General features: G+C 59.6%; 23 protein-coding genes. 9 read left to right on the top strand and 14 right to left on the bottom strand.

What is annotated here, in order from left to right; all coding sequences use genetic code 11:
• Window positions 1-9: 9 nt before the first annotated feature.
• On the top strand, window positions 10-966 hold the full coding sequence (locus tag ACVDHE_RS09745; RefSeq protein WP_458884445.1) for a M15 family metallopeptidase: 957 nt from the start codon (window positions 10-12) through the stop codon (window positions 964-966).
• A 47-nt stretch (window positions 967-1013) separates the two neighbouring features.
• On the opposite strand, the gene ACVDHE_RS09750 is transcribed toward ACVDHE_RS09745, so the two are convergent.
• The gene (locus ACVDHE_RS09750) at window positions 1014-1481 is read right to left on the bottom strand and encodes a metallophosphoesterase family protein (protein ID WP_458884446.1); all 468 of its coding nucleotides are present in this window, start codon (window positions 1479-1481) and stop codon (window positions 1014-1016) included.
• A gap of 225 nt (window positions 1482-1706) precedes the next feature.
• Between ACVDHE_RS09750 and ACVDHE_RS09755 the strand changes: the two genes are divergently transcribed.
• From ACVDHE_RS09755 to ACVDHE_RS09785, 7 genes are all read left to right on the top strand, one after another.
• On the top strand, window positions 1707-2273 hold the full coding sequence (locus tag ACVDHE_RS09755) for a DUF3793 family protein (RefSeq protein ID WP_458884447.1): 567 nt from the start codon (window positions 1707-1709) through the stop codon (window positions 2271-2273).
• Window positions 2274-2502: 229 nt separating this feature from the next.
• Window positions 2503-2715, top strand: coding sequence for a FeoA family protein (locus ACVDHE_RS09760; protein WP_213037896.1), 213 nt, complete (start codon window positions 2503-2505; stop codon window positions 2713-2715).
• Between the two features lie 13 nt (window positions 2716-2728).
• On the top strand, window positions 2729-2950 hold the full coding sequence (locus ACVDHE_RS09765; protein ID WP_213037897.1) for a FeoA family protein: 222 nt from the start codon (window positions 2729-2731) through the stop codon (window positions 2948-2950).
• An 83-nt stretch (window positions 2951-3033) separates the two neighbouring features.
• On the top strand, window positions 3034-5241 hold the full coding sequence (gene feoB / locus ACVDHE_RS09770) for a ferrous iron transport protein B (RefSeq protein WP_418726292.1): 2208 nt from the start codon (window positions 3034-3036) through the stop codon (window positions 5239-5241).
• Between the two features lie 25 nt (window positions 5242-5266).
• Window positions 5267-5434, top strand: coding sequence for a FeoB-associated Cys-rich membrane protein (locus tag ACVDHE_RS09775; protein ID WP_213037899.1), 168 nt, complete (start codon window positions 5267-5269; stop codon window positions 5432-5434).
• A gap of 27 nt (window positions 5435-5461) precedes the next feature.
• A complete protein-coding gene (locus ACVDHE_RS09780; protein ID WP_418726293.1) occupies window positions 5462-5812 on the top strand; it encodes a metal-dependent transcriptional regulator in 351 nt (116 codons plus the stop codon).
• Window positions 5813-5966: 154 nt separating this feature from the next.
• The gene (locus ACVDHE_RS09785) at window positions 5967-7154 is read left to right on the top strand and encodes a YgeY family selenium metabolism-linked hydrolase (protein ID WP_458884448.1); all 1188 of its coding nucleotides are present in this window, start codon (window positions 5967-5969) and stop codon (window positions 7152-7154) included.
• Between the two features lie 60 nt (window positions 7155-7214).
• Here ACVDHE_RS09785 and ACVDHE_RS09790 read toward each other — a convergent pair whose 3' ends face one another.
• The 9 genes from ACVDHE_RS09790 to ACVDHE_RS09830 all read right to left on the bottom strand — a co-directional run bounded on the left by ACVDHE_RS09790 (window position 7215) and on the right by ACVDHE_RS09830 (window position 16337).
• On the bottom strand, window positions 7215-8522 hold the full coding sequence (locus ACVDHE_RS09790) for a M18 family aminopeptidase (RefSeq protein ID WP_458884449.1): 1308 nt from the start codon (window positions 8520-8522) through the stop codon (window positions 7215-7217).
• 12 nt (window positions 8523-8534) lie between these two features.
• Window positions 8535-9302: a hypothetical protein gene (locus tag ACVDHE_RS09795; protein WP_458884450.1), complete on the bottom strand. Its 768-nt coding sequence runs from the start codon at window positions 9300-9302 to the stop codon at window positions 8535-8537.
• Window positions 9303-9321: 19 nt separating this feature from the next.
• Complete coding sequence (locus ACVDHE_RS09800; RefSeq protein WP_458884451.1) at window positions 9322-10182, bottom strand: DMT family transporter; 861 nt, start codon at window positions 10180-10182, stop codon at window positions 9322-9324.
• 163 nt (window positions 10183-10345) lie between these two features.
• Window positions 10346-11122, bottom strand: coding sequence for a DeoR/GlpR family DNA-binding transcription regulator (locus ACVDHE_RS09805; RefSeq protein ID WP_458884452.1), 777 nt, complete (start codon window positions 11120-11122; stop codon window positions 10346-10348).
• 103 nt (window positions 11123-11225) lie between these two features.
• Window positions 11226-12719: a tripartite tricarboxylate transporter permease gene (locus ACVDHE_RS09810; RefSeq protein WP_458884453.1), complete on the bottom strand. Its 1494-nt coding sequence runs from the start codon at window positions 12717-12719 to the stop codon at window positions 11226-11228.
• 18 nt (window positions 12720-12737) lie between these two features.
• Window positions 12738-13187 (bottom strand): tripartite tricarboxylate transporter TctB family protein, encoded by a 450-nt coding sequence (locus tag ACVDHE_RS09815; RefSeq protein WP_458884454.1) that lies wholly within the window; start codon window positions 13185-13187, stop codon window positions 12738-12740.
• A 104-nt stretch (window positions 13188-13291) separates the two neighbouring features.
• Complete coding sequence (locus ACVDHE_RS09820) at window positions 13292-14311, bottom strand: tripartite tricarboxylate transporter substrate binding protein (protein ID WP_458884455.1); 1020 nt, start codon at window positions 14309-14311, stop codon at window positions 13292-13294.
• A gap of 67 nt (window positions 14312-14378) precedes the next feature.
• Window positions 14379-15332, bottom strand: coding sequence for a carbohydrate kinase family protein (locus ACVDHE_RS09825; RefSeq protein WP_458886172.1), 954 nt, complete (start codon window positions 15330-15332; stop codon window positions 14379-14381).
• A 174-nt stretch (window positions 15333-15506) separates the two neighbouring features.
• On the bottom strand, window positions 15507-16337 hold the full coding sequence (locus ACVDHE_RS09830; RefSeq protein WP_458884456.1) for a class II fructose-bisphosphate aldolase: 831 nt from the start codon (window positions 16335-16337) through the stop codon (window positions 15507-15509).
• A gap of 207 nt (window positions 16338-16544) precedes the next feature.
• Between ACVDHE_RS09830 and ACVDHE_RS09835 the strand changes: the two genes are divergently transcribed.
• Complete coding sequence (locus ACVDHE_RS09835) at window positions 16545-17624, top strand: class I mannose-6-phosphate isomerase (RefSeq protein WP_458884457.1); 1080 nt, start codon at window positions 16545-16547, stop codon at window positions 17622-17624.
• Between the two features lie 215 nt (window positions 17625-17839).
• Here the strand turns inward: ACVDHE_RS09835 and ACVDHE_RS09840 are convergent, their stop codons facing one another.
• The 4 genes from ACVDHE_RS09840 to ACVDHE_RS09855 form a co-directional block, all read right to left on the bottom strand.
• Window positions 17840-18985 (bottom strand): DMT family transporter, encoded by a 1146-nt coding sequence (locus ACVDHE_RS09840; protein WP_458884458.1) that lies wholly within the window; start codon window positions 18983-18985, stop codon window positions 17840-17842.
• 90 nt (window positions 18986-19075) lie between these two features.
• Window positions 19076-19420, bottom strand: a complete 345-nt coding sequence (locus tag ACVDHE_RS09845; RefSeq protein ID WP_213037905.1) for a thioredoxin family protein — start codon at window positions 19418-19420, stop codon at window positions 19076-19078.
• A gap of 17 nt (window positions 19421-19437) precedes the next feature.
• Window positions 19438-20439 carry a permease gene (locus ACVDHE_RS09850; protein WP_458884459.1) on the bottom strand — a complete coding sequence of 334 codons (1002 nt, stop codon included), beginning with the start codon at window positions 20437-20439 and terminating at the stop codon, window positions 19438-19440.
• 91 nt (window positions 20440-20530) lie between these two features.
• On the bottom strand, window positions 20531-20845 hold the full coding sequence (locus ACVDHE_RS09855) for an ArsR/SmtB family transcription factor (protein WP_458884460.1): 315 nt from the start codon (window positions 20843-20845) through the stop codon (window positions 20531-20533).
• Window positions 20846-21063: the final 218 nt, after the last annotated feature.

The following is a 21063-nucleotide window of genomic DNA, read 5'->3' on the forward strand; positions in this document are numbered from 1 at the left end:
AAGGAACCTATGAAAAACGACTGGAAGTACACGCGTTTTGCTGCTGCGGCTCTGGCGGCAGCCCTGTTGCTGACCTCTGGGGTCTTGGCGGCAGAGCAAGGGGCCGGAGATGCGTCTGGTGCAGCGGAAATCGCGGCATCCGCCGCCGTCGGCGGTGAATACACAGCGCCTCACGCCGAAGAGGCGGAGGGGATTTCGACGGAGACTGCGGCACCCGAGAGCGGGAAGGCCGCGGCGCAGCCTTACATACAGCCCGCCGCCCAGCGGACGGAGGACTGGCGGCTGCTGCTGGTGAACCCCTGGAATGCCCTGCCGGAGGACTATGAGATGAAGCTGGCCACGCTCTCCAACGGGATGAAGGTGGATGCGCGGATCTATGGAGATCTGAACGCCATGCTCTCCGCCTGCCGCGAGGACGGGCTGCGGCCCATCGTCTGCTCCGCCTACCGGACGGAGGCCACCCAGGTGCGGCTGTACAACAAAAAGATCGCCCGTCTCCGTTCCGCTGGGTGGGACAGCGCCACGCTTTTGCAGGAGGCTGCCCGCTGGGTGGCGGTGCCCGGTACCAGCGAGCACCAGACCGGCCTGGCTCTGGACATCGTGTCCGCCGGCTACCAGCTGCTGGACGAGGCCCAGGAGGACACGGCGGAGCAGAAGTGGCTCATGGAGCACTGCTGGGAGTTCGGCTTCATCCTCCGTTTCCCGGAGGACAAGACGGAGATCACCGGCATTGGCTATGAGCCCTGGCATTACCGCTATGTGGGCCGGGAGACGGCGGAGGCCATTCACAAGAGCGGCCTGTGTCTGGAGGAATATCTCCAGTCTCTGCCCCCTGCCGAAACAGAGAGTGCTGCCGATGCGCAGACCGCAGGGAAGGCGGCTGCCCCGGCGGAAGGGGGCGCGGCCGGAGAAACCGCCTCGTCCGCCAGCCGCCCGCTGGTGAACCCCGCCGCCTGGAAGGATTGACAAGATGTGCAAAGGCCGCCCGTAAGGGCGGCCTTTTTCTGCGCAGATCACTCCGGCAAACAGATGCTCCCGTCCAGCTTACCGCCGGCGATGGTGACCACCCCATAGGTGGGCCGCCGCCAGTCGCCGATGCTGCCGGGATTGAGAAACAGCGTCTTGCCCCGCCGGTCCACCAGGGGACGGTGGGTGTGGCCGAAGAGAAACAGATCCAGATTTTTCTCCTCGGCAGCAAAGCCGGCGGCGGTCAGGGATTGTTTGACGCCGTAGGTGTGCCCGTGGCATAGGAGGATGCGGAAATCCTCGATGCAGAGCAGCCGTTCCGCCGGCTCCTGGGAGCGGAAATCGCAGTTGCCGGGCACCTGCTGCAGCGGGATCTGGGGAAAGCGGCCCTGGAGCCGCTCAGCGTCCCGCCAGCAGTCTCCCAGGTGGAAGATCATCCGGGGCTGTGTGCGCTCCACGGCGTGCTCCATGGGCTCTATGGCTCCGTGGGAGTCGGAAAGCACCAATATCTTCATCGATCCACGTCCTCTCATTTCATAGGGACAGTATACCCTGCCCGGGTGAATTTGGCAACCGGAGAAAAAATTTTAGAACAGGGCTTGACAGACCGGCAGAGACGTGGTATATTTTGTTCATGGTTAGCGAAAACTAACTATCGAACAGAGGCCGGGGCCGGCCGCTTCTTTTGACTCGATGGTTAGCGGAAACTAACTGTGAGCGCAGCCGATGGAGGGACCGCGATGGAACGGACATTTGAAGCGCTGCTGGTGAACCAGTGCGCGCCGACTCTGACTGGGATGAAGCCGGCCAGCCTCTTTCGCTACCAGGGAAGGGTGCCCGGTGAGGCCCGCCGTCTGGCGGAGTGCTGGGCCCGGCAGTTGGCCCCCCGGGGTCTGACGCTGCGGGTCCTCAAGACCTGCCGGGTGACCGGGGCCTGTATGCTCCTGCTGTATCGGGAGGACTGGCTCCGCCGGATTCTGGCAGAGCGCTCCAACCGCCGTTTTTTGGAACAGCAGGGATATCCGGCGGACGTGGATCTGCCGCAGCTGCTGGAGCGGCTGTCGGAGCGGCTGTGCCTGGAGCAGGACTATCCCCATGAGATTGGACTCTTTCTGGGCTATCCGCTGGAGGATGTGGTGGGCTTTATCGAAAATCGAGGCCGGAACTACACCTTCTGCGGCTATTGGAAGGCCTACGGCGATCCGGCTGCCGCCCGCCGCCGCTTTGCCCAGTACCGCCGCTGTACCGAGATGTGCAGCCGCCGGTTCCGCCAGGGCGCGACGATCCTGGAACTGATCGCCGCCTGAGGCATTTTACTCTGTTTATCAAAGTTTTTCTTTGATACTTATCTCCTTTTTTCCCCTCAACCGGCCCCCGTGCGGACTGCCTTCCGCACGGGGGCCTACTCCTGTTAAAATTTTGGAAAAAGGGGTTGACAGTACTGGTTAGTCATGGTAAACTACGAAACCGAAAAGGGTTAGCTTTTACTAACCATCGCGTTTTCAATGGGAGTCCAAGAGCAAGGAGGACAATCCGATGATGCCGCTGACAATGGCAAGGGCCGGCGAGACGGTCACGATCCGCAAGATCACCGGAAAGGATGAGATCCGCCAGCATCTGGCGGAATTGGGGTTTGTGGTGGACAGTGATGTAACAGTGGTCAGCCAGATGGCCGGAAATCTCATCATTCAGGTGAAGGACTGCCGGGTAGCTCTGGACAAGACCATGGCGAACCGGATCATGATTTGAAGGAGGAGAGACGATGAAGACCTTGAAAGATGTTAAGGTCGGACAGACCGCTGTTGTGGTGAAACTCCACGGCGAGGGCGCCGTCAAGCGCCGTATCATGGATATGGGATTGACCCGCGGCGTGGAGGTCTACGTGCGGAAGGTGGCGCCTTTGGGGGACCCCATGGAACTGAATGTCCGGGGGTATGAGCTCAGCGTCCGCAAGTCCGACGCCGGGCAGATCGAGGTGAACTGAGAGACATGCAGTGGAAGCGGCGGCAGCCGCTGTTTTTCAGAACAAGAGTTAGTCTTTGCTAACATTTTAGGAAGGAGAGCGCAATGGACATCAAGATCGCACTGGCCGGCAACCCGAACTGCGGCAAGACCACGCTGTTCAACGCCCTGACCGGCTCCAATCAGTATGTAGGCAACTGGCCCGGCGTTACCGTGGAAAAGAAGGAGGGCCGGCTCAAGGGCCACAGGGATGTGGTCATTCAGGACCTGCCCGGCATCTACTCCCTGTCCCCCTACACATTGGAGGAAGTGGTGGCCCGGAATTATCTGGTCCATGAAAAGCCGGACGCCATCTTGAACATCGTGGACGGCACCAACATCGAACGGAACCTGTACCTCACCACCCAGCTGATCGAGCTGGGGCTGCCGGTGGTGGTGGCGGTCAATATGATCGACCTGGTCCGCCGCAACGGCGATCAGATTGACCTTTCCAAGCTGGGGCAGGCCCTGGGCTGCCAGGTGGTGGAGATGAGCGCTCTGAAGGGCGAGGGCGGCATGGCGGCCGCCGAGCAGGCCATGGCCGCGGCTCGGTCCCTCAAGGTCGGAGAGCTGCCCCACGTGTTTACCGGCAGCGTAGAGCACGCCATCGCCCACATCGAGGAGTCCATCCAGGGCAAGGTGGAGAGCCAGTATCTGCGCTGGTACGCCATCAAGATCTTTGAGCGGGACGAGAAGGTGCTGGAGGCCCTGGCGCTGGACGAAGCCCTGAGGACCCATCTGGAAGAGCACATCGCCGACTGTGAGCGGGAGCTGGACGACGACGCCGAGAGCATCATCACCAACCAGCGCTATGCCTACATCAGCGGTGTGGTGGGGAAGGCTGTGAAGAAAAAGGCGGTCAGAGGCAGCCTCTCCGTCTCCGACAAGATCGACCGGATCGTTACCAACCGCATCCTGGCCCTGCCCATTTTCGCGGGCATCATGTTCCTGGTGTACGCCATTGCCATGGGCGGTTGGCCGGTCTCCATCGGTACCCGGGCCACCGATTGGACCAATGACGTCCTCTTTGGCGAATGGGTGCCGGGAGTGTTCGGCAGCATTCTGGGGGCGCTGCATATCGCTGAGGGCAGCTGGCTGTACGGGCTGATTCAGGACGGTATCGTGGCCGGCGTAGGCGCGGTGCTGGGCTTTGTGCCCCAGATGCTGGTGCTGTTTGTGCTGCTGGCGATCCTGGAGGACGTGGGCTATATGGCCCGCATTGCCTTCATCATGGATCGGATCTTCCGCCGCTTCGGCCTCTCCGGCAAGAGCTTCATCCCCATGCTGGTGGCTACCGGCTGCGGCGTGCCCGGTATCATGGCCTCCCGGACCATTGAGCAGGACCGGGACCGGAAGATGACCGTCATGACCACCGGTTTCATTCCCTGCGGCGCAAAAATGCCCATCATCGGCCTTTTCGCCGGCGCCGTGTTCGGCTCCTCCGCCTGGGTGGCGACCTCCGCCTACTTCATCGGTGTGGCCGCCGTGGTGATTTCCGGCATCATGCTCAAGAAGTTCAAGGCCTTTGCCGGGGAGCCCGCGCCCTTTGTTATGGAGCTGCCCGCATACCACGCACCCGCACCCGGCAACGTGCTGCGGGCCACCTGGGAGCGGGGCTGGAGCTTCATCAAGCGGGCCGGCACGGTGATCCTGCTGAGCTCCATTGTGCTGTGGTTCCTTCAGGGCTATGGCTTCGTGGACGGCGTATTCCAGGCTGTGGAGGACAACAACGACTCCCTGCTGGCCGCCATCGGCAACGCCATCGCCTGGATCTTCTATCCCCTGGGCTGGCACAGCGGCACGGCCTGGAAGGCCGCCGTGGCTACCTTTACCGGCCTGATCGCCAAGGAGGAAGTGGTCAACACCTTCGGCGTGCTGTACCACTACGCCGGGGAAACGGATCTGATGGATGACTCCAGCCCCATCTGGGCCCTGGTGGCGGCGGACTTCACCGCTCTCAGCGCCTATTCCTTCATGATCTTCAATCTGCTGTGCGCCCCCTGTTTCGCCGCTATGGGTGCCATCAAGCGGGAGATGAACAATCCCAAGTGGGCCGTGGGCGCCATCGCCTATATGTGCGGCTTTGCCTATGTGCTCGCCATGATCGTCTACCAGTTGGGCGGCCTCTTCACTGGCGAGGCAACTTTCGGTGTGTTCACTGTGGTGGCCGCTGCCGCGCTGGTGGGGATCGTGTATTTGCTGCTGCGCAAGGGCTACCAGCCCGAGGGCGAGATCCGTCACCTGACCTCCGTCTCTGCGGCGGCCATGAAGTGACCCGAAACAGGAAAGGAGGCCGCTGATGTCTGACATCTGGGGGTATGTGATCGTCTGCGCCGTTCTGGCGCTGGTGGTGGGGCTGGCCGTCCGCTCCATCTGGAAAAGCCGCAAGTCCGGCGGACACTGCAGCGGCGACTGCGCCCACTGCGGCAGCTGCGGCGGGCACAAGGACCCGGCGTCCCGCCGGTGAGCGGCCCGGGCAGAAGGAGGAGGCACCATGGAACTGACCAGCACGCACCTTCGGTATCTGCTGACCATCTATCAGCTCTCGCGGGTCCGGCCGGAGATCAGCTCCGCCGCCGTGGCGGGCGCGCTGGGCGTGTCCCGCCCCTCCGTCACCCGGATGTTGGGCATCCTGGCGGAAAAGGATCTGGTCACCAAGGAGCGCTACGGAAAGCTGGCCCTGACGGATCGGGGCGCCGCCCTGGCCCGCCGGCAGCTGGACTGCGTCCGTCTGCTGGCCCTGCGGCTTCCGGCACTGGGCCTGGACCTCACCGCCCGGGAGGCGGAGGAGGCCGCCCGGGCCCTGGCGGCGGTGCTGCCGGGGCGGTGCCTGGAAACGCTCTGACGATCTTCCATACGGCCATTGGAAAACGCCCGAAGGGCGCGGACCGGGGCTTCGCGGGTTTCCGCGGAGTCCCGGTCTCTCTGTGCTTCGGGGCGGTTGACGGCCTCTGCCGCCGGGCCTATAATGAGAGCAGAAACGAAAGGGGGAGGATCCTATGCTGAGCCGGGAGCGGATGGAGACGGTGGTGGAGCTGACGCGGGCCCTGATCGCCCAGAGCAGCGAGTCCGGACAGGAGGACGGCGCCGCCGGTGTGCTGCGGCGGTACATGGAGGGTGCGGGCTTCACCCAGGTGACAGCGGACGAATACGGGAATGTGCTGGGCTGTCTGCGGGGCGGCCGCCCGGGAAAGCGGGTGCTGCTGGACGGACACATCGACACCGTTCCGGTGGGGGACCGCTCCGCCTGGAGCCATGACCCCTTCGGCGGAGAGATCGACGGCGGGCGGCTCTACGGCCGGGGCGCCTCCGACATGAAGGCCGCCGTGGCGGCCTTCACCGCCGCCGCGGGCTTTTATGCCGCCGACCGGGGCGGGGACTTTCCCGGGGAGATCTGGGTGGCCGGCGTGGTCCAGGAGGAGTGCTTCGAGGGTGTGGCCGCCCGGGCCGTCAGCCGGGCCGTCCGGCCGGACTACGTGGTCATCGGCGAGGCCTCCCAGTGCGATCTGAAGATCGGCCAGCGGGGCCGGGCGGAGATCGTGGTGGAGACCTTCGGCGTTCCCGCCCACTCCGCCAACCCCGACAAGGGCGTCAACGCCGTGTACGCCATGGGGAAGGTGACCGAGGCCTTGCGGCACCTGCCGCCGCCGGAGCAGCCGGTCCTGGGCCGGGGCATCCTGGAGCTGACGGACATCCGCTCGGAGCCCTATCCCGGCGCCTCGGTGGTGCCGGCCTATTGCCGGGCCACCTACGACCGGCGTCTGCTGGTGGGGGAGACGCCGGAGAGCGTCCTGGCCCCCATCCAGGCGGAGCTGGACCGCCTGGCGGCGGAGGACCCGTCCTTCCGGGCCCGGGTATCCTTCGCCCGGGGCGAGGCCCGCTGCTACACGGGCAATCCCATCCAGGCCCAGCGGTTCTTCCCCGGCTGGCTCCGGGACCGGGAGGAGCCCTTCATCCGGGACATCCTCGCCGGCCTGGAGGCCGCGGGGCTGACCCCGGCGGTGACCCAGTACAGCTTCTGCACCAACGGCAGCCATTACGCCGGAGAGGCGGGCATCCCCACCGTGGGACTGGGCCCCTCCCGGGAGGACCTGGCCCACACTGTGGACGAGTACGTGGAGCTGAGCCAGCTGGAGCAGGCCTGCGAGAGCTACTACGCCCTGCTGGGCGCCCTGCTGAGACCCTGAAAAAATGGAAGAGCGTCCCAGCACCAAAAGGTGCCGGGACGCTCTTTTTCTACGAAACGCTCAGCGCACCGCCCAGCAGTCGCTTCCTGTCTCCTCCAAAGAGGCGGAGAACAGCGCCCGGGCCAGGGCCACCAGATCCTCCGTGTCGCCGCTGCCGCAGGTCTCGTAGGGGGAGTGCATGGCCAGCTGGGCCACGCCCACGTCGGCGGCCTTCACTGCCACCTGCCGGGCGGAGAGGTTGCCCAGGGTGGACCCGCCGGGGATGTCGGAGTGGTTGGCAAAGGTCTGGAGGGAGATGCCCGCCCGTTCCGCCAGCACGGACACGATGGCGGCGGAGGCGGCGTCGGTGGTGTACTTCTGGCTGCCGCTGTACTTGACCACCACGCCGCCGCCCAGCCGGGGCCGGTTCACCGGGTCGCTCTTGTCCGGCCGGTTGGGGTGCAGGGCGTGGACGTTGTCTGCCGACAGCAGGAAGCTCTGGGGCAGCTTTGCCAGGTACTCGCTCTCGGAGAGGCCCAGGCTCTCCGTCAGCCGCCGCAGGGTGTCCCGCAGGAAGGGCGAGGCCGCCCCCTGCCGGGTGGAGGAGCCGATCTCCTCGTTGTCAAAGACCACGTGGACCGGGATGCTGGCGCTCTCCCCGCTCTCCAGAAAGCCCTGGAGGGAGGCGAAGGCACACTGGAGGTCGTCCAGCCGGGGGCTGGAGAGAAACACGCCGCCTTCGCCCCAGACGCTGTGGGCCTGCCGGTTGTAGACGAAGAGGTCATGGCCCGCCGCGGCGTCCGGTTCTGCCCCTGCCTCCCGGGCCGCCAGGGCCAGCAGGTCCTGGGCGTCGGCCAGGCCGTACAGGGGCAGCAGGTCCCGCTGGGCCTTCCATTCCAGGCCCTTGTTGGCGGCGGGCTCCATGTGGATGGCAAGGCTCGGGATCAGCACCAGGTCCCGCCGGAAGTCCACCAGCTGCATCCGGACCGCGCCGCCCTCCCGGAGGTAGAGGCGGCCCGCCACGGACAGCGGCCGGTCGAACCAGGGGGCCAGCAGGGCGCCGCCGTAGACCTCCACATTCAGCTTCTTGTACGCGCCCTCCACGGTGATCTCCGGCTGCTCCTTGATCTTCAGCGCCGGGGAGTCGCTGTGGCTGGCCATCATCATAAAGCCCCGGAAGTCCCCCTCCGGGATGCGGAAGGCGATGAGGGCGGAGCCGTTCCGGGTGACGAAGTACCGCCCGCCGGGCCGGAGCCGCCAGGGGCGGCTCTCCAGCAGCTGCTCATAGCCCGCCGCCTGCAGCTGCCGGCGCTGGCCTTCAATCACATGGTAGACGCTGGGATGGTCCTGGATGAAGCGCACCAGGGCGTCGCTGTAAGGATGTTCCATAGAATCCTCCAATCACTGCAAGGAGGCGGGATCGCCGCCGATCTTCTGGTTTTTGCAAAGGGAGACGATCTCCCGCAGGCGCTCCACCTCCGCCTCCGGTCCGGAGACCTGGAAGAGGGTGCCGCCCTCGGCCCCCTGGATGCCGCCCCGGCCGATGACGCAGGGCTCCACATCCGCCAGGAGCTTAACCGCTTCGATCTCCGTGACGATGTCCCCCACCAGGGGGAACAGGCCGCAGGCCATGCCGTCATGGTAGCGGATGCCCTGGCGCCGGGCGGTTTTCATGGCCTCGTTCACGGAACCCGGGATCAGCTTCTCCAGGCCCACGGGGATGATGACGTCGGCGCCCTCGGAGATCATGGCGGCGGTGGCCCGGCCCCAGCGGAAGCCCCCGGGGCTGCCGGCCAGGATGGCGGCGGCGCCGTGGACGTCGAAGAGGTTGGCACCGGCAATCACCACGTCCCCGGGCCCCATGTCGGGCATCAGGGTGTCCACCTCGGCGTCGATGCCCCGGATCTGCCCGTTTTCGATGAGGATGCCGTAGGCCTGCTCCGTGTAGGTCCGGTTGGGCATGGCCCCCTCCGGGGTCATCCGGCCGGAGATCTTCAGAGGATAGCCCACCAGCAGCTCTGAGATGCAGGAGACGGTGGTGCCGCCCTTGAGGATGACCTTGCCGGAGCGCAGGGCCCGCTGGACCCGCTCCATCCCCGCCACCGCCCGGGCGATGAGCCACTTGCCCTCGTTGACGGTCAGGAAGAACTGCATATAGACGGTTTCCATGAGAGGACCTCCTTTGGTTTCAGGTGCCGCGCCGCCGCAGCCGCAGCTCGCCCAGGCAGGCGCCGCCCAGGATCAGCGCCGCCCCGGCGATCTGGAGGGGCAGCAGACGCTCGTGCAGGACCAGCGCCGACAGAACCAGCGCTGTCAGGGGATCGATGTAGCACAGCAGCGCCACCGTCTGGCCAGACAGGCACTGCATGGCGGAGAAGTAGAGGTAGTAGGCAAGGCCCGTGTTGACCAGGCCCAGGACCAGCACCCAGGGCAGCTCGCTTCCGGCGGGGATCACAGGCAGCCGGGCCCCGGTAACGGCCAGGAAGGCCAGCACCACGAAGAAGGAGACGATCAGCTCGTACATGGCGCAGTGGATGCCGGAGAGGTGCTGTACCCGCTTGTTGGCGATGATGACCAGAGCGTAGAAGCCCGCCGCCCCGGCGGCCCACAGCAGCCCCACGGCCAAATCGGACCCACGGTCGATCTCCCCGCTGATAAAGACCATGCCCAGGGCCACCGCGGCGATAGCGGCGATCTTGTTCCAGGTGAGTTTTTCCCGGAACAGGAGGGGAGACAGGGCCAGCACCAGCATGGGCCCGCAGTAGTAGACCAGAGTGGAAAGGCTCACGCCTGCGGTCTGGTAGGCGATGAACAGACACACCCAGTTGAGCCCCAGGGCCGCGCCGCCCAGGGTGGCGGGCACCTTGTCCGCCCGCAGGCCGACGAGGCGGAGGTCCCGCCGCAGCAGGCCCAGTCCGATGAGGAAGCAGGAGCCCAGCAGCGTCCGCAGCAGCACGATCTCCGCGCCACCCAGGGAGATCCGCCGGGCCAGCAGGCCGTTGGTGCCGAAGATCAGCATGGCGGCGATAAATTTTGCAAGGGTGCCCACAGCGGCACCTCCTTTCCGGAAAACCGCAGGACCCGCCCGCCGGCGGGTCCTTTGGGAAAAGCATAGCACAGCACCGGAAAAATAGCAAGGGAGGGAGTGCTGCTGATAGAGAAGAGGCTGGCAGCAGATGCTTGCCAGCCTCTTTTCAACGGAGAAAGGGCAGTTATTCCGTGGGCTTTTTTTCCTCTTCTGCGTAAATCACGCGCACATGCTCCTCTTCCAAACGCTTCAAAAGATCGGGGTCGGTAATGGGCTTTGAAGTGATCAAACCTGTCAAATCCTTAAAATCAGCAAATAAGCTCACGCCCATGCTGTGGAACTTGCTCTCGTCCAGCAACGCATAGACTTCCTTTGCAGATGTGACCATCTGCCGTTTAATGGGAAGCTGCAAGGGGGAGATCACTGTCAGACCAACGGTGCCGCGGGTACTGCTGGCGCTGATGAACGCCTTTTCGACCGGATGCTTCTCAATGAATTGCGCGGCGTCCTCTCCCACCAGGCCCATGTCGTCAAGAAATCCGCCGGTGAGAAACACATTTACAGAAGTGCCGTTGAGGATGTACGCGATGGAGATGGAGTTTGTGATAACAGTGAGCTTTTGAAAATTGCGCAGATTTTCAGCCATGGCCTGGATCGTGGTGCCGGAGTCCAGAATAATGGTGTCCCCGTCATTGATCAATTCCACCGCAGCGCGTCCGATCCGCTTTTTTTCCTCGTCATGCATGGTATTGCGGAACTCAAACGCGGGCAGCTTTCGCCCATTGACTGAGAAGATCCGCCCCCGCGCTTTGCGGATTTTTCCGGCGGTCTCCAATTCTGTCAGGTCACGCCGAATGGTTGCGGGAGAAGCAGGAATGGTCGCTAAAAGTTCTTTAACTTCAATGCTGCTGCGCGTGCTCAGCGTTTCTAAAATGATTTGTTGGCGTTCAAGTCCTTTCAAGTCGATCCTCCCATTTCTTTCGAAACTCTCGGTGATTGAAGATAATTATACTCGTCTTTCCAAACACTTACAATCATTTTTAGACGCTTGGCGCATAAAATAATTACTTTGCCCGGCGCTTTTTGATCACAGGACCTACCACGGGCCACAGCAGGGACAGGACAGAGATCACGATGAGCACCAGGGAAATGGGACGGGTAAAGAATACGGAGATGCTGCCGTCGGATATGATCAGGGCTCTTTGAAGGTTCTTCTCAGCCAGGGAACCGAGGATCAATCCCAGGATGATCGGCGGCATGGGGAAGTCGCATTTGATGAGAATATACGCGATCACGCCGAAAATCATCATCATGAAAATGTCGAGAATGTTATTGTTCAGCGCATAAGTGCCCACAACACAGAAAACAAACACAATGGGTGTGAGATACGTGTTGGAGACATTTCCGATTTTGGCAAAACCGCGGATGGCGCTGTATCCCAGCAGGCACATCCAGAGGTTGGCGAAAAACAGGCCGACAATAATGGTATACACCGTTCCGGTCTGCTCTGTGAACAGCATGGGGCCCGGAACAACGCCCTGCATCATCAATGCGCTGAGCATAACAGCGGTGCCTGCGTCGCCGGGGATGCCCAGGGTCAGCAGCGGGATCAGTGCGCCGCCGGAAATGGCGTTATTGGCGGATTCCGGAGCGGCGATACCCTCCGGCGCGCCCTCTCCGAATTTTTCAGGATGCTTGGACCAGCGTTTGGCTTCGTTATATCCCACCCAGGAAGCAATGTCTCCGCCTGTGCCGGGAATGGCGCCGATGATGGTGCCGATGATGCTGGAGCGGAGCATGGTGGGGAAGGTCGTTTTGACATCCTGCCAGGTGGGCAGCACACGTTCCAGCTTTGCCTTGGAGTGAAGGCTGCTGGTTCCACCGCCGCCCTCAATGTTGTTCAGACCCTGAGAAAATGCGTACAGGGCAATGAGGGTGGGAATCATGGCGATGCCGCCCATCAGGTAGACCGTGCCGAAAGTGAATCGGGGAGAGCCGGTGAGAGCATTCATGCCGATGGTCGCCATGATCAGGCCCAAAACTGCGCCGATCAGGCCCTTGACGACGCTTTTTCCGGAGATGCTGGTGACCATGCTCAATCCGAAGATCGCCAAGGCAAAGTATTCCGCTGCCCCGAATTTCAGGGCGACTTTGCTGAGCATAGGCGCGGTCCACAAGAGCATCACGGCGCTGAACAGTCCGCCAAAAGTGGAGGCCATGGTGGAAATGCTCAGAGCCCGGCCAGGCTGGCCCAGTTTGGTGGCCATGGGGTATCCGTCCAGGCAGGTGGCGGCGGAGTTGGCGGTTCCCGGGGTTTTGATCAGAATGGCCGTGATTGAGCCGCCGTAGATAGCGCCGCAGAAGATGCCCAGCAGCATCAGCATGCCGGAGTTGCCTTCCATGGAAAGCGTCAGAGGCATCATGATGCTCAGTCCCATTACGGAGGACAAACCGGGCATGGCGCCCACCAGTATACCGATCAGGGTGCCGAAAAACATGACAGCGATGTTATATGGCTGCACGACAGTCATCAAAGCAGCCAGCAGACTTTCCATCATTATGATCCCTCCTTACGCTCAGAACAGGCTTCCCTGCAGCAGAGGCAGGCGCAGCGCCACAGTGAAAATCAGGTAGACGGCCACAAGAACTCCTACGGTGAGGCCAACCAGCACCTTGATGCGCTTTTCACCCATCAGGCGCATGATCGCAGGGATCATAAAGGCGGATGCCAGTATGAAACCGAGGAATTTCAGCAGCACGCAGAACACCACAATGATCCCGCCGCCGATCAGGACCCGCTTGAATCCAGGGGAGTGGATATCAAAGGGTTCCTCCTTGGAAGAATGGCCGGTAAGGGCCTGTCCCATCAGCAGAGCGGACAATAAGAACAGAAGGACTGCCAGAACTTGCGGCCATGTGCCGGCGCCGATCGCGCCCTCTACCTCCGGCAAATTGGAGGCGGATAGAAAAAGTGCTGCCGCAGCCACCATTAAGATCGCGGAAATGGTAATATCATACTTTTTCATAGGATCCTCTTCATCTCTACATTCGGTGGATTGGTTTTATCAAGGGAGCCTCCATGAGCTATTCATGGAGGCTCCAATAGCTGATTATGCGCAAAAGGTGCCGGTTAGGCCAGAACGCTGGCGTAATACTCCGCCTGATCCGCAACAAACTGCAGCATTTCGTCGTTGTTCATAGCGGGAACAGCCTGGAAGCTGAGGCTCTCCAGCGTCTCACGGTACTCATCAGAGGTGGCGGCGGCCGTAAAGATCTCCTGCAGATAAGCAACGGCGTCAGCGGGCGTATCCTTCAGCGCCACGACCATGATCCAGCTGAGGATGTTCATGTCCGCCAGCTCCTCATAGCTCTCGCTCATGCAGGGGACATCGGGATAGGCGGTGAGGCGCTCAGCGCCGGAGCAGGCGATGGCCTTGAGCGTTCCGGCCTCCAGCTGGCCCGCCGCGGCGCCGGGGGCGGTGATGGTGGCGTCGCACTCACCGCTGACGGTCGCGATCACGCTGTCCGCGGAGGAGTCATAAGCCACTGTCTTCAGATCCAGACCCAGCTGCTTATTGAGGACCGTGTAAACCAGATGAGGAACGGCGCCGCTGCCGGTATCACCCACGGAGAGGGTGCCGGGGTTGGCCTTCACATAATCCACAAACTCCTCAAAGGTGTCATAGGGAGCATCAGCCGGGACCAGGAACAGATAGGGGTCCTGCTCGATGCAGGCCAGAGGAATGAACTGATCGGAGCTGATATCGGTATTGCCCAGCGCATGGTTGAGCACCAGGTCACAGTTGAGAACACCGATGGTATAGCCGTCGGCGGTGCTGTTGACGAACTGCGTTGCACCGACCAGACCAGAGCCGCCTGCCACGTTGGAAACGATGATGTTTTTGGAGAGCATGTCGTCGGGGATGGCATTGATGGCACTGCGCACGCAGGTATCCGTGGTGCCGCCCGCAGCCCAATAGACCAGTGCGGTAATGTCCTTTTCGGGGTAGGAGCTCTCGGTGACGACTTCTGCGCCCTCACCGGAAGACTCGGCAGTGTCCTCCTCTGCCGCGGTATTTCCGCCGCAGCCGGTAAGGCTTCCGCAGACCATCAGGGCTGCCAATAACAGAGAGGTCAGTTGCTTTTTCATGTGGATCTTCCTTTCTAGCATTCGTGTTGGATATTTGTTTCTCCCTCCTGGGAGGAATGCACGGCAATCAGACGCGCTGAATTGTCAGCTTGGGAGCCTGGGCGATGAAGTCCAAGACCTGTTGGAAGCTCTTCAGCCCTGCGGCGGCCCCAACTTGCTGGATCACTTGAGCCGAGCAGGCGGTGGCAAATTCCATGCACTGCTCAGGAGAAAATCCCCGCTCTCTGGCGGACAGAAAGCCGGAAACAAAGGCATCTCCGGCACCGGTGGTATCTACCACGGGGACTTTGTAGCAACCGCAGGAAAGCGATTCGTCCCGGTTTTTGAAATAAGCGCCGTCACTGCCGGCCTTGATGATTACATTTTTCACGCCGCGGTCCAGCAGGAAGTCCGCCATGCGGGAGAAATCCGTCTCCTTTGTGATTTCGACTGCCTGTTCAATACTGGGCATGAAATAGTCCAGATACGGGTAATACGGTTCCAGCAGGCTGTTCCACCGGCCGGTCCGGTCCATGGTCACATCCAGAGAAGTTGTGATCCCGCGGCTTTTGGCTTCGCGCAGCAGGCGTACCGCGCCGTCGCCGTCAAAGCGCTCCATGTGGAAGGTTCCGCCGATCTGAAGGAGGGAGACCTCATCCAGTACATTGAGGTCAATGTCCTCGAAGCACAGTTCCGCGCTGCTGCCGAAGTTCTGATAGAATGTCCGCGTACCGCCCTCTCCCATGAGAATCAGGGATTTGGCCTGTTCCGCGGTTTGGGAAAATATCACGTAATCCGTATTTACCCCTGCCTGCCGAAGAGAGTTCAGACAGTTCTGTGCAAACAAGTCATTGCCGATCCGTCCAATATAGATGACATCATTTCCCAGCCGAGCCATGTCTACGGCGTTGTTATGGGCGTCGCCTCCGGTTTTGACCCAGAAACTGTCCATGGGATGATAGTCGCTTTCCAGCAGAACCTGGCCGATTGGATATGCCACCAGGTCCGCCATCATCTCGCCCACACAAAGTATCTTTCCCATCAGCAATCTCCTGTTCCTGTGTAAAGCCTCAACAAATAATCATAAAATGATTGTAAAATGATTTTTTACATATTATAATACAATCATTTTTGCTTGTAAATTATAAACAATAACAAACAAAAAACAACGTTTTTGTTGTTTTTAACAATTACAATCACAATGATGGAAGCTGTCTCAGAGCTTTCCCTGGAACAGCTGGATTTTGTGTCGGGCAAGCGCGGTGACATTTTCCTTGGCGGTCCGGTACATCTCATAGAAATCACGCTGCCCAACCGTGCGTTCCAATCCGGCCATAAATGCCATACGAAGCTCTGTTGCTACATTGACTTTCCGGATACCCAGCTGGATGGCCTGACGGATCATCTCGTCCGGCGTGCCGGAACCGCCGTGAAGGACCAGAGGAGGTGTTCCTAAATTTTTACAGGCCCGCAAGCGGTCAAAGTCGAAGTGTGGAGTTCCCTGATACATGCCGTGGGCATTTCCGATGCCGATTGCCAGAGCGTCACAATCCACTTCGCCGATAAAGCGACGGACCTCCTCCACGTCCACCAAATTTACATTTTTGTGAGATATTCCGTCTTCTACGCCGGAAATAGCCCCCAATTCGCACTCGACAGATACACCAACTGCATGTGCGCTCCGGACCACAGAGCGGCTTTCCCGAATGTTTTCCTCCAAGGGGAAATGGGACCCGTCATACATCACTGAAGTAAAACCCAGCCGCAGGCACTGAATCGTCTGCTCATAACTGATGCCGTGGTCCAGATGCAGAACCACCGGTACGGTGCTCTCCTGTGCGATCCGCTTTACCAGGTCTGCCAGATGACGCAGCTGCCCGGCCTTGATTGCACCTTGTCCCACAGTCAGGATAACAGGGCACTGCTCCGCTTCTGCCGCATCCATAATGGCTTCTGTTCCCTCAATGTTATCAATGTTGAAGCCCGGAATTGCGGTATTGGTTTTTACCGCAGTCGCAAGAACTTCATGCAACGTTGCTAGTGCCATGAAAATTACCATCCTTCGTAGTTGATTTGAAATGATTTGGCAAAGACAAGTTATCACAAAGTGACTTTACAATCAATATAAAGATGATTAAAAAATCAAATTTTGATTAATTGCATAAAATGAAAACAAAAAATTGTCGCGTTTGGCAAATTGTAATCAACTGAGGAGAATGTTATGATAGGGAAAAATGATGGGGGACGGTGTGTCATGAGCGGATATCCGATCCGATTGGATCATGCGGGGGCCTGGCGTGTCTATTTGGGCGGCAGCCAGATCCGGGCTCTGCGCGGCATAACCGGCACAGAGGATAATCACTATCCTGAGGAGTGGATCGCCTCTGTGACGCCGGCTGCCGGCATGGGGGCGGTTGCCGGCGCGGGCCTGAGTCGGGCTGCCGGAGATCCGCACTGTTTCCTGCGGGATCTGATTGCCGCTGCGCCGGAGCAGTTTTTGGGCCGCGCCTTCTGCCGAACGCGCGGGAGCGACCCCGGAGTATTGCTGAAGCTGTTGGACGCCGCAGAACGATTGAATGTGCAGGTGCATCCTGACCGCCTTGCAGCAAGGCGTTTGTGGAATAGTCCGTATGGAAAGACGGAGGGGTGGTATTTCCTGCCCAGTAAAAGGCCGGACTGCAAGCCGGTATTTTACCTGGGGCTGAAAGAATACGTGACGCCGTCCATTTTGCGGACAGCTTTTGAAAGCGGAGATTCCGCACAGCTGCTGGCGTGCATGCATGCATTTGATGCGGAACCCGGCCGGATGATCCTGGTGGACAGCGGTGTGCCGCATGCACTGGGCGCCGGCTGCTTTGCCCTCGAGATTCAGGAGCCCAGTGACCTGACCCTGCGCTTAGAACGAAGGACGGCTTCCGGCAGTGAAGTCCCCGACGATATCTGTCATATGGGGATTGGCTATGATGCGATGTTCTCAATGGTCCGGTATGAGGGGCTTACCAGAGAGGATACTCTTCAGAAATATACTGTCCCGCCCCGAAGATGTGTGGAAAATGCCGGCGGTTACATAGAGCGGCTGATTGATAGGAAGTTCTGCTCCTATTTCCAGTTGGAGCGGATAGAAGTGACCACGCGGCTGAAGCTGCCTGCCCCGGAGCAGTTTTATGGATTGTTTGCGTTGGCGGGGCAGGGAGAAATCTGTTGTGGGAATCAGTATTTTCCGGTTTCACCGGGAGACCAGTTTTTCGTGCCGGCGAGCTGCCCGGATATGGAGTTGGTGGCAGACCGGCCTATGAGCCTGGCCTGGTTTTCAGGGCCTCCGGCGGAGGCGTGAGAGAACTGCTTTTTTGCTTGCCGTCGCCTGGATTTTGGAACACAAAGGTTCTGACGTTTTCTGCAAAAGTTCAGCATATATGGGCGCTGCTGTCTGCGGCCGCATCTGCTTGAACGAAATGGTTTATAGGTGCATTCCTGGGAAAATGAAAAGAGGACGGACTGATGGTAAATCAGTCCGTCCTCTTTTGCGAAAGGAAATGCAGGCAGCCGCGCTTAGGGGGCGGTATCCCGGGGAGGTTGCCGTGCCGCCCAAATGGGAAAGAAAAAGAACACAGATAAGCCCAGCAGAATCACAGCAATTCCCAGGAACTGCTGCGAAGCAATCCGCTCCCCCAGAATAAAGTAAGCCAGGATACAGGTTCCCACCGGTTCGCCCAGAATACCCATGGTGACCGCCGTGGCGGAGATATTCTTTAACAGCAGATTGAAGATAAACTGTCCCCCGATGGTGGAGATGAAGGCCAGGCCCAGGAAGGCGCCCCAGGTTGCATTGGAATATCCGCCCAGCGGGTCGCCTTTTATCAGCGCGTAGACCAGCAGAAACGCAGCACTGCTGAAATATCCGGGTACGGAGTAAGTAACGGCATCGATCTCTTTTCGTACCACCTGTCCGATCAAAAAGTACAGGCTGATTACTCCGGCGGCAGCCAACGCCAGGGTATCCCCCAGCAGTGCGCCTGCGCTGATCTGAAAATCGCCCCATCCGATTATGGCGCTGCCGGCGAAGGCAATAAAACATCCGGCCACTGCACTTTTTTGAGGCCGCTCATGGAAAAAGAGAAAACTGAAGAGCAGGGAAAACAGGGGCTGAAGGGCCACCAGCACCGTGGAGCTGGACACAGAGGTGTAGCGTAGGGATTCAAACCACATCACATAATGGATGGCCAGCAGCAGGCCGGACAATATGATGAGGGCAGCCTGTTTGTACCGCAGAGCATACAGCTGCTCCCGCTTTTTCCGGTCAAGCGCCAAGAACGGAGCCAGCGCCAAGGCGGTGAACAGCAGCCGGTAAAAGGCAGTCACAGCGGATGGAGCGTCAGCCAGCTTGACAAAAATTGCTGATGTGGACAGGGCAATCACGCCCAGCATCAGCACTGCATAGGATCTCACCTGCTGTTTCACGCTGTTTTCGCCGCTTTCCCAGGAAAAGGTATGCGCCTGCCGGTACGCTTTCCAGCAGGCGTGCAGACTATGTAATAACGTAAGGATGATAACAAAGGAGGCTTGTGTTGTCAAGGCTTCCGGCCGGGGCCGAGCGCCTGCACAAAAGGAAAAACGGCTGACCATAAAGCGGTCAGCCGCTTTGAAGTTCTCCGCAAAAGAGTATGGGATGCGGTCTGATCCCTGCGGAAAAGGCATATGGGAGACGGTTTGCTGAGAGCGGCCGCCATCTGACTGCGGCAGAAATTGCGGACACACAGGGTTGCTTTGTCAGGGGGGAGACGCGGGTTATCCCCGCACTTTTTGAATCAGCGCCTTGACCTCTTCTTTTTTCAAAACCTTGCCGTAGGACACGACTTTGCCGTCCACCACCAGTGCGGGAGTCGTCATCACCCCGTAAGCGGCAATCTGTGTAAAATCTGTCACATGGTCGATCGCAGTCTCCATGCCCAGCTCTGCCAGCGCCTCCCGGGCTGCCTGTTCCAGGGCGCTGCATTTGGCGCAGCCGGAGCCCAGCACTTTGACTCCGCCAGAGGTCTTACCGGCCTCCGCCCGGGCCATGGCCTCAGGTGTGCAGCTGCCGCAGCAGCAGGAAGCCGTTTTCTCTTTCTTGTTTCTGCTGAAAAGTCCTATGGTTCATACCTCCTGAATTAAATCAAGAAAAATTGAAATGCATTGAACAGGTAGCCTACCAAGATGATACCGACTATGCAGATACCGATAAACAGAGCCAGCAACTTGGGTTTGACGGCCTTGCGCAGCATGATCATAGACGGCAGACTCAGCGTTGTAACCGCCATCATGAAGGCCAGGATCGTACCGAGCTGCGCGCCTTTTGCCAGCAGGGCCTCCGCCACCGGGATCGTTCCGAAGATATCGGCATACATGGGAACACCGACCAGCACTGCCAGCACCACCCCGAAGGGATTGCTGCTGCCGAGGAGTGTCTCGATCCAGCTTTCCGGGATCCAGTTGTGGATCACCGCACCGATCCCCACGCCCACCAGAATATAGGGGAATACTTTTTTGAATGTGGAGGAGACCTGCTCCTTTGCGTACCTCAGACGTTCTATCTTGCTCAAGGCAGGCGCATCGATGTCTGCGCTGCGGGCAGACAGAATAAACCGCTCCACATACTTCTCCATGTGCAGCCTTTCAATAATAGTGCCGCCCGCAACAGCAATCACCAATCCCACCAGCACATAGATCACTGCGACCTTTGCTCCGAAAATGCTCATCAGCAGCACCAGGCTCCCCAAATCCACCATGGGAGAGGAGATCAAGAATGAGAACGTCACCCCCAAGGGAAGTCCTGCACTGGTGAAGCCGATGAACAGCGGGATGGAGGAACAGGAGCAAAACGGCGTCACCGTCCCCAGCAGAGCCGAAATGGTGTTTGCGCCGATCCCGTGGAACCGTCCTAAAATCTTCCTGCTGCGCTCGGGAGGAAAGTAACTTTGGATATAAGAAATCGCAAAAATCAGGATACAAAGGAGGATCGTGATTTTGATGACATCATAGAGAAAGAACTGAACACTGCCGCCTAGCGGTTCGCTTGTATCCAATCCGAACTTAGACAGCGCTTTGCCGATAAGCCCGTTCAACCATTGCATCCCTAAGACCTGTTCCTGGACAAATTGCCATATACCCATAACAGAGACCTCTCTTTGTATAAAGTAGAGAACATATCAAAAAATTTTGATGTTTTCCACCGGAATAAACGCCATCTCGTATCGATGGCGTTTATCTGCCGCAGGAAGGGCAGGGATCATCTTGTTCAGCGTTGGGTGTAAGGATGGCCCGCAGTCGATCCAGCGCCCATGCGCCTCCGGCTGCGCTCAAGCGGTAATGAGTCCATTTGCCCTCCTGCCGGCTGGTCACAATACCGGAATCACACAAGATTTTCATGTGGTAGGAAAGTCCGGATTGTGTCAGATCCATCGGCTCCAGCAAAACGCAGGCACATTTCTCTCCGCTGCGTAATTGCTCCAAAATGGCAAGGCGCTTTGGGTCACACAGCGCTTTGAACACCCTGGCATCTTCTTGATGGGATCCCATTGGTTCACCTCATATCAAAAACTTTTGACATAAATAGTATATGAAGAGACGGCTGATTTGTCAATAGCCGCGTGAAAATTTGATTGCTGCGCTGCCGGTTCTGAATGACGGGGTACCAGGCTGCCTGGCGGCGCGCGGTACTGGCAGAAGACTTGAAGGCGCCGCCCCAGGATCTCTTTTGATTCTCTCACTTGTGGGCCATAGGAGAGGCCGTTTGT

The sequence above is a fragment of the Dysosmobacter sp. Phy genome, from assembly GCF_054476235.1.

Excerpts from the sequence above, each read along its gene's own strand:
- feoB (WP_418726292.1), top strand. The coding sequence starts at position 3,034 with ATGGACATCAAGATCGCACTGGCCGGCAACCCGAACTGCGGCAAGACC.
- ACVDHE_RS09790 (WP_458884449.1), bottom strand. The coding sequence starts at position 8,522 with ATGGAACATCCTTACAGCGACGCCCTGGTGCGCTTCATCCAGGACCAT.
- ACVDHE_RS09755 (WP_458884447.1), top strand. The coding sequence starts at position 1,707 with ATGGAACGGACATTTGAAGCGCTGCTGGTGAACCAGTGCGCGCCGACT.
- ACVDHE_RS09745 (WP_458884445.1), top strand. The coding sequence starts at position 10 with ATGAAAAACGACTGGAAGTACACGCGTTTTGCTGCTGCGGCTCTGGCG.
- ACVDHE_RS09850 (WP_458884459.1), bottom strand. The coding sequence starts at position 20,439 with ATGGGTATATGGCAATTTGTCCAGGAACAGGTCTTAGGGATGCAATGG.
- ACVDHE_RS09840 (WP_458884458.1), bottom strand. The coding sequence starts at position 18,985 with ATGCCTTTTCCGCAGGGATCAGACCGCATCCCATACTCTTTTGCGGAG.
- ACVDHE_RS09780 (WP_418726293.1), top strand. The coding sequence starts at position 5,462 with ATGGAACTGACCAGCACGCACCTTCGGTATCTGCTGACCATCTATCAG.
- ACVDHE_RS09760 (WP_213037896.1), top strand. The coding sequence starts at position 2,503 with ATGATGCCGCTGACAATGGCAAGGGCCGGCGAGACGGTCACGATCCGC.
- ACVDHE_RS09750 (WP_458884446.1), bottom strand. The coding sequence starts at position 1,481 with ATGAAGATATTGGTGCTTTCCGACTCCCACGGAGCCATAGAGCCCATG.
- ACVDHE_RS09820 (WP_458884455.1), bottom strand. The coding sequence starts at position 14,311 with ATGAAAAAGCAACTGACCTCTCTGTTATTGGCAGCCCTGATGGTCTGC.
- ACVDHE_RS09855 (WP_458884460.1), bottom strand. The coding sequence starts at position 20,845 with ATGGGATCCCATCAAGAAGATGCCAGGGTGTTCAAAGCGCTGTGTGAC.
- ACVDHE_RS09785 (WP_458884448.1), top strand. The coding sequence starts at position 5,967 with ATGCTGAGCCGGGAGCGGATGGAGACGGTGGTGGAGCTGACGCGGGCC.
- ACVDHE_RS09815 (WP_458884454.1), bottom strand. The coding sequence starts at position 13,187 with ATGAAAAAGTATGATATTACCATTTCCGCGATCTTAATGGTGGCTGCG.
- ACVDHE_RS09765 (WP_213037897.1), top strand. The coding sequence starts at position 2,729 with ATGAAGACCTTGAAAGATGTTAAGGTCGGACAGACCGCTGTTGTGGTG.
- ACVDHE_RS09810 (WP_458884453.1), bottom strand. The coding sequence starts at position 12,719 with ATGATGGAAAGTCTGCTGGCTGCTTTGATGACTGTCGTGCAGCCATAT.
- ACVDHE_RS09830 (WP_458884456.1), bottom strand. The coding sequence starts at position 16,337 with ATGGCACTAGCAACGTTGCATGAAGTTCTTGCGACTGCGGTAAAAACC.
- ACVDHE_RS09835 (WP_458884457.1), top strand. The coding sequence starts at position 16,545 with ATGAGCGGATATCCGATCCGATTGGATCATGCGGGGGCCTGGCGTGTC.
- ACVDHE_RS09795 (WP_458884450.1), bottom strand. The coding sequence starts at position 9,302 with ATGGAAACCGTCTATATGCAGTTCTTCCTGACCGTCAACGAGGGCAAG.
- ACVDHE_RS09825 (WP_458886172.1), bottom strand. The coding sequence starts at position 15,332 with ATGGGAAAGATACTTTGTGTGGGCGAGATGATGGCGGACCTGGTGGCA.
- ACVDHE_RS09775 (WP_213037899.1), top strand. The coding sequence starts at position 5,267 with ATGTCTGACATCTGGGGGTATGTGATCGTCTGCGCCGTTCTGGCGCTG.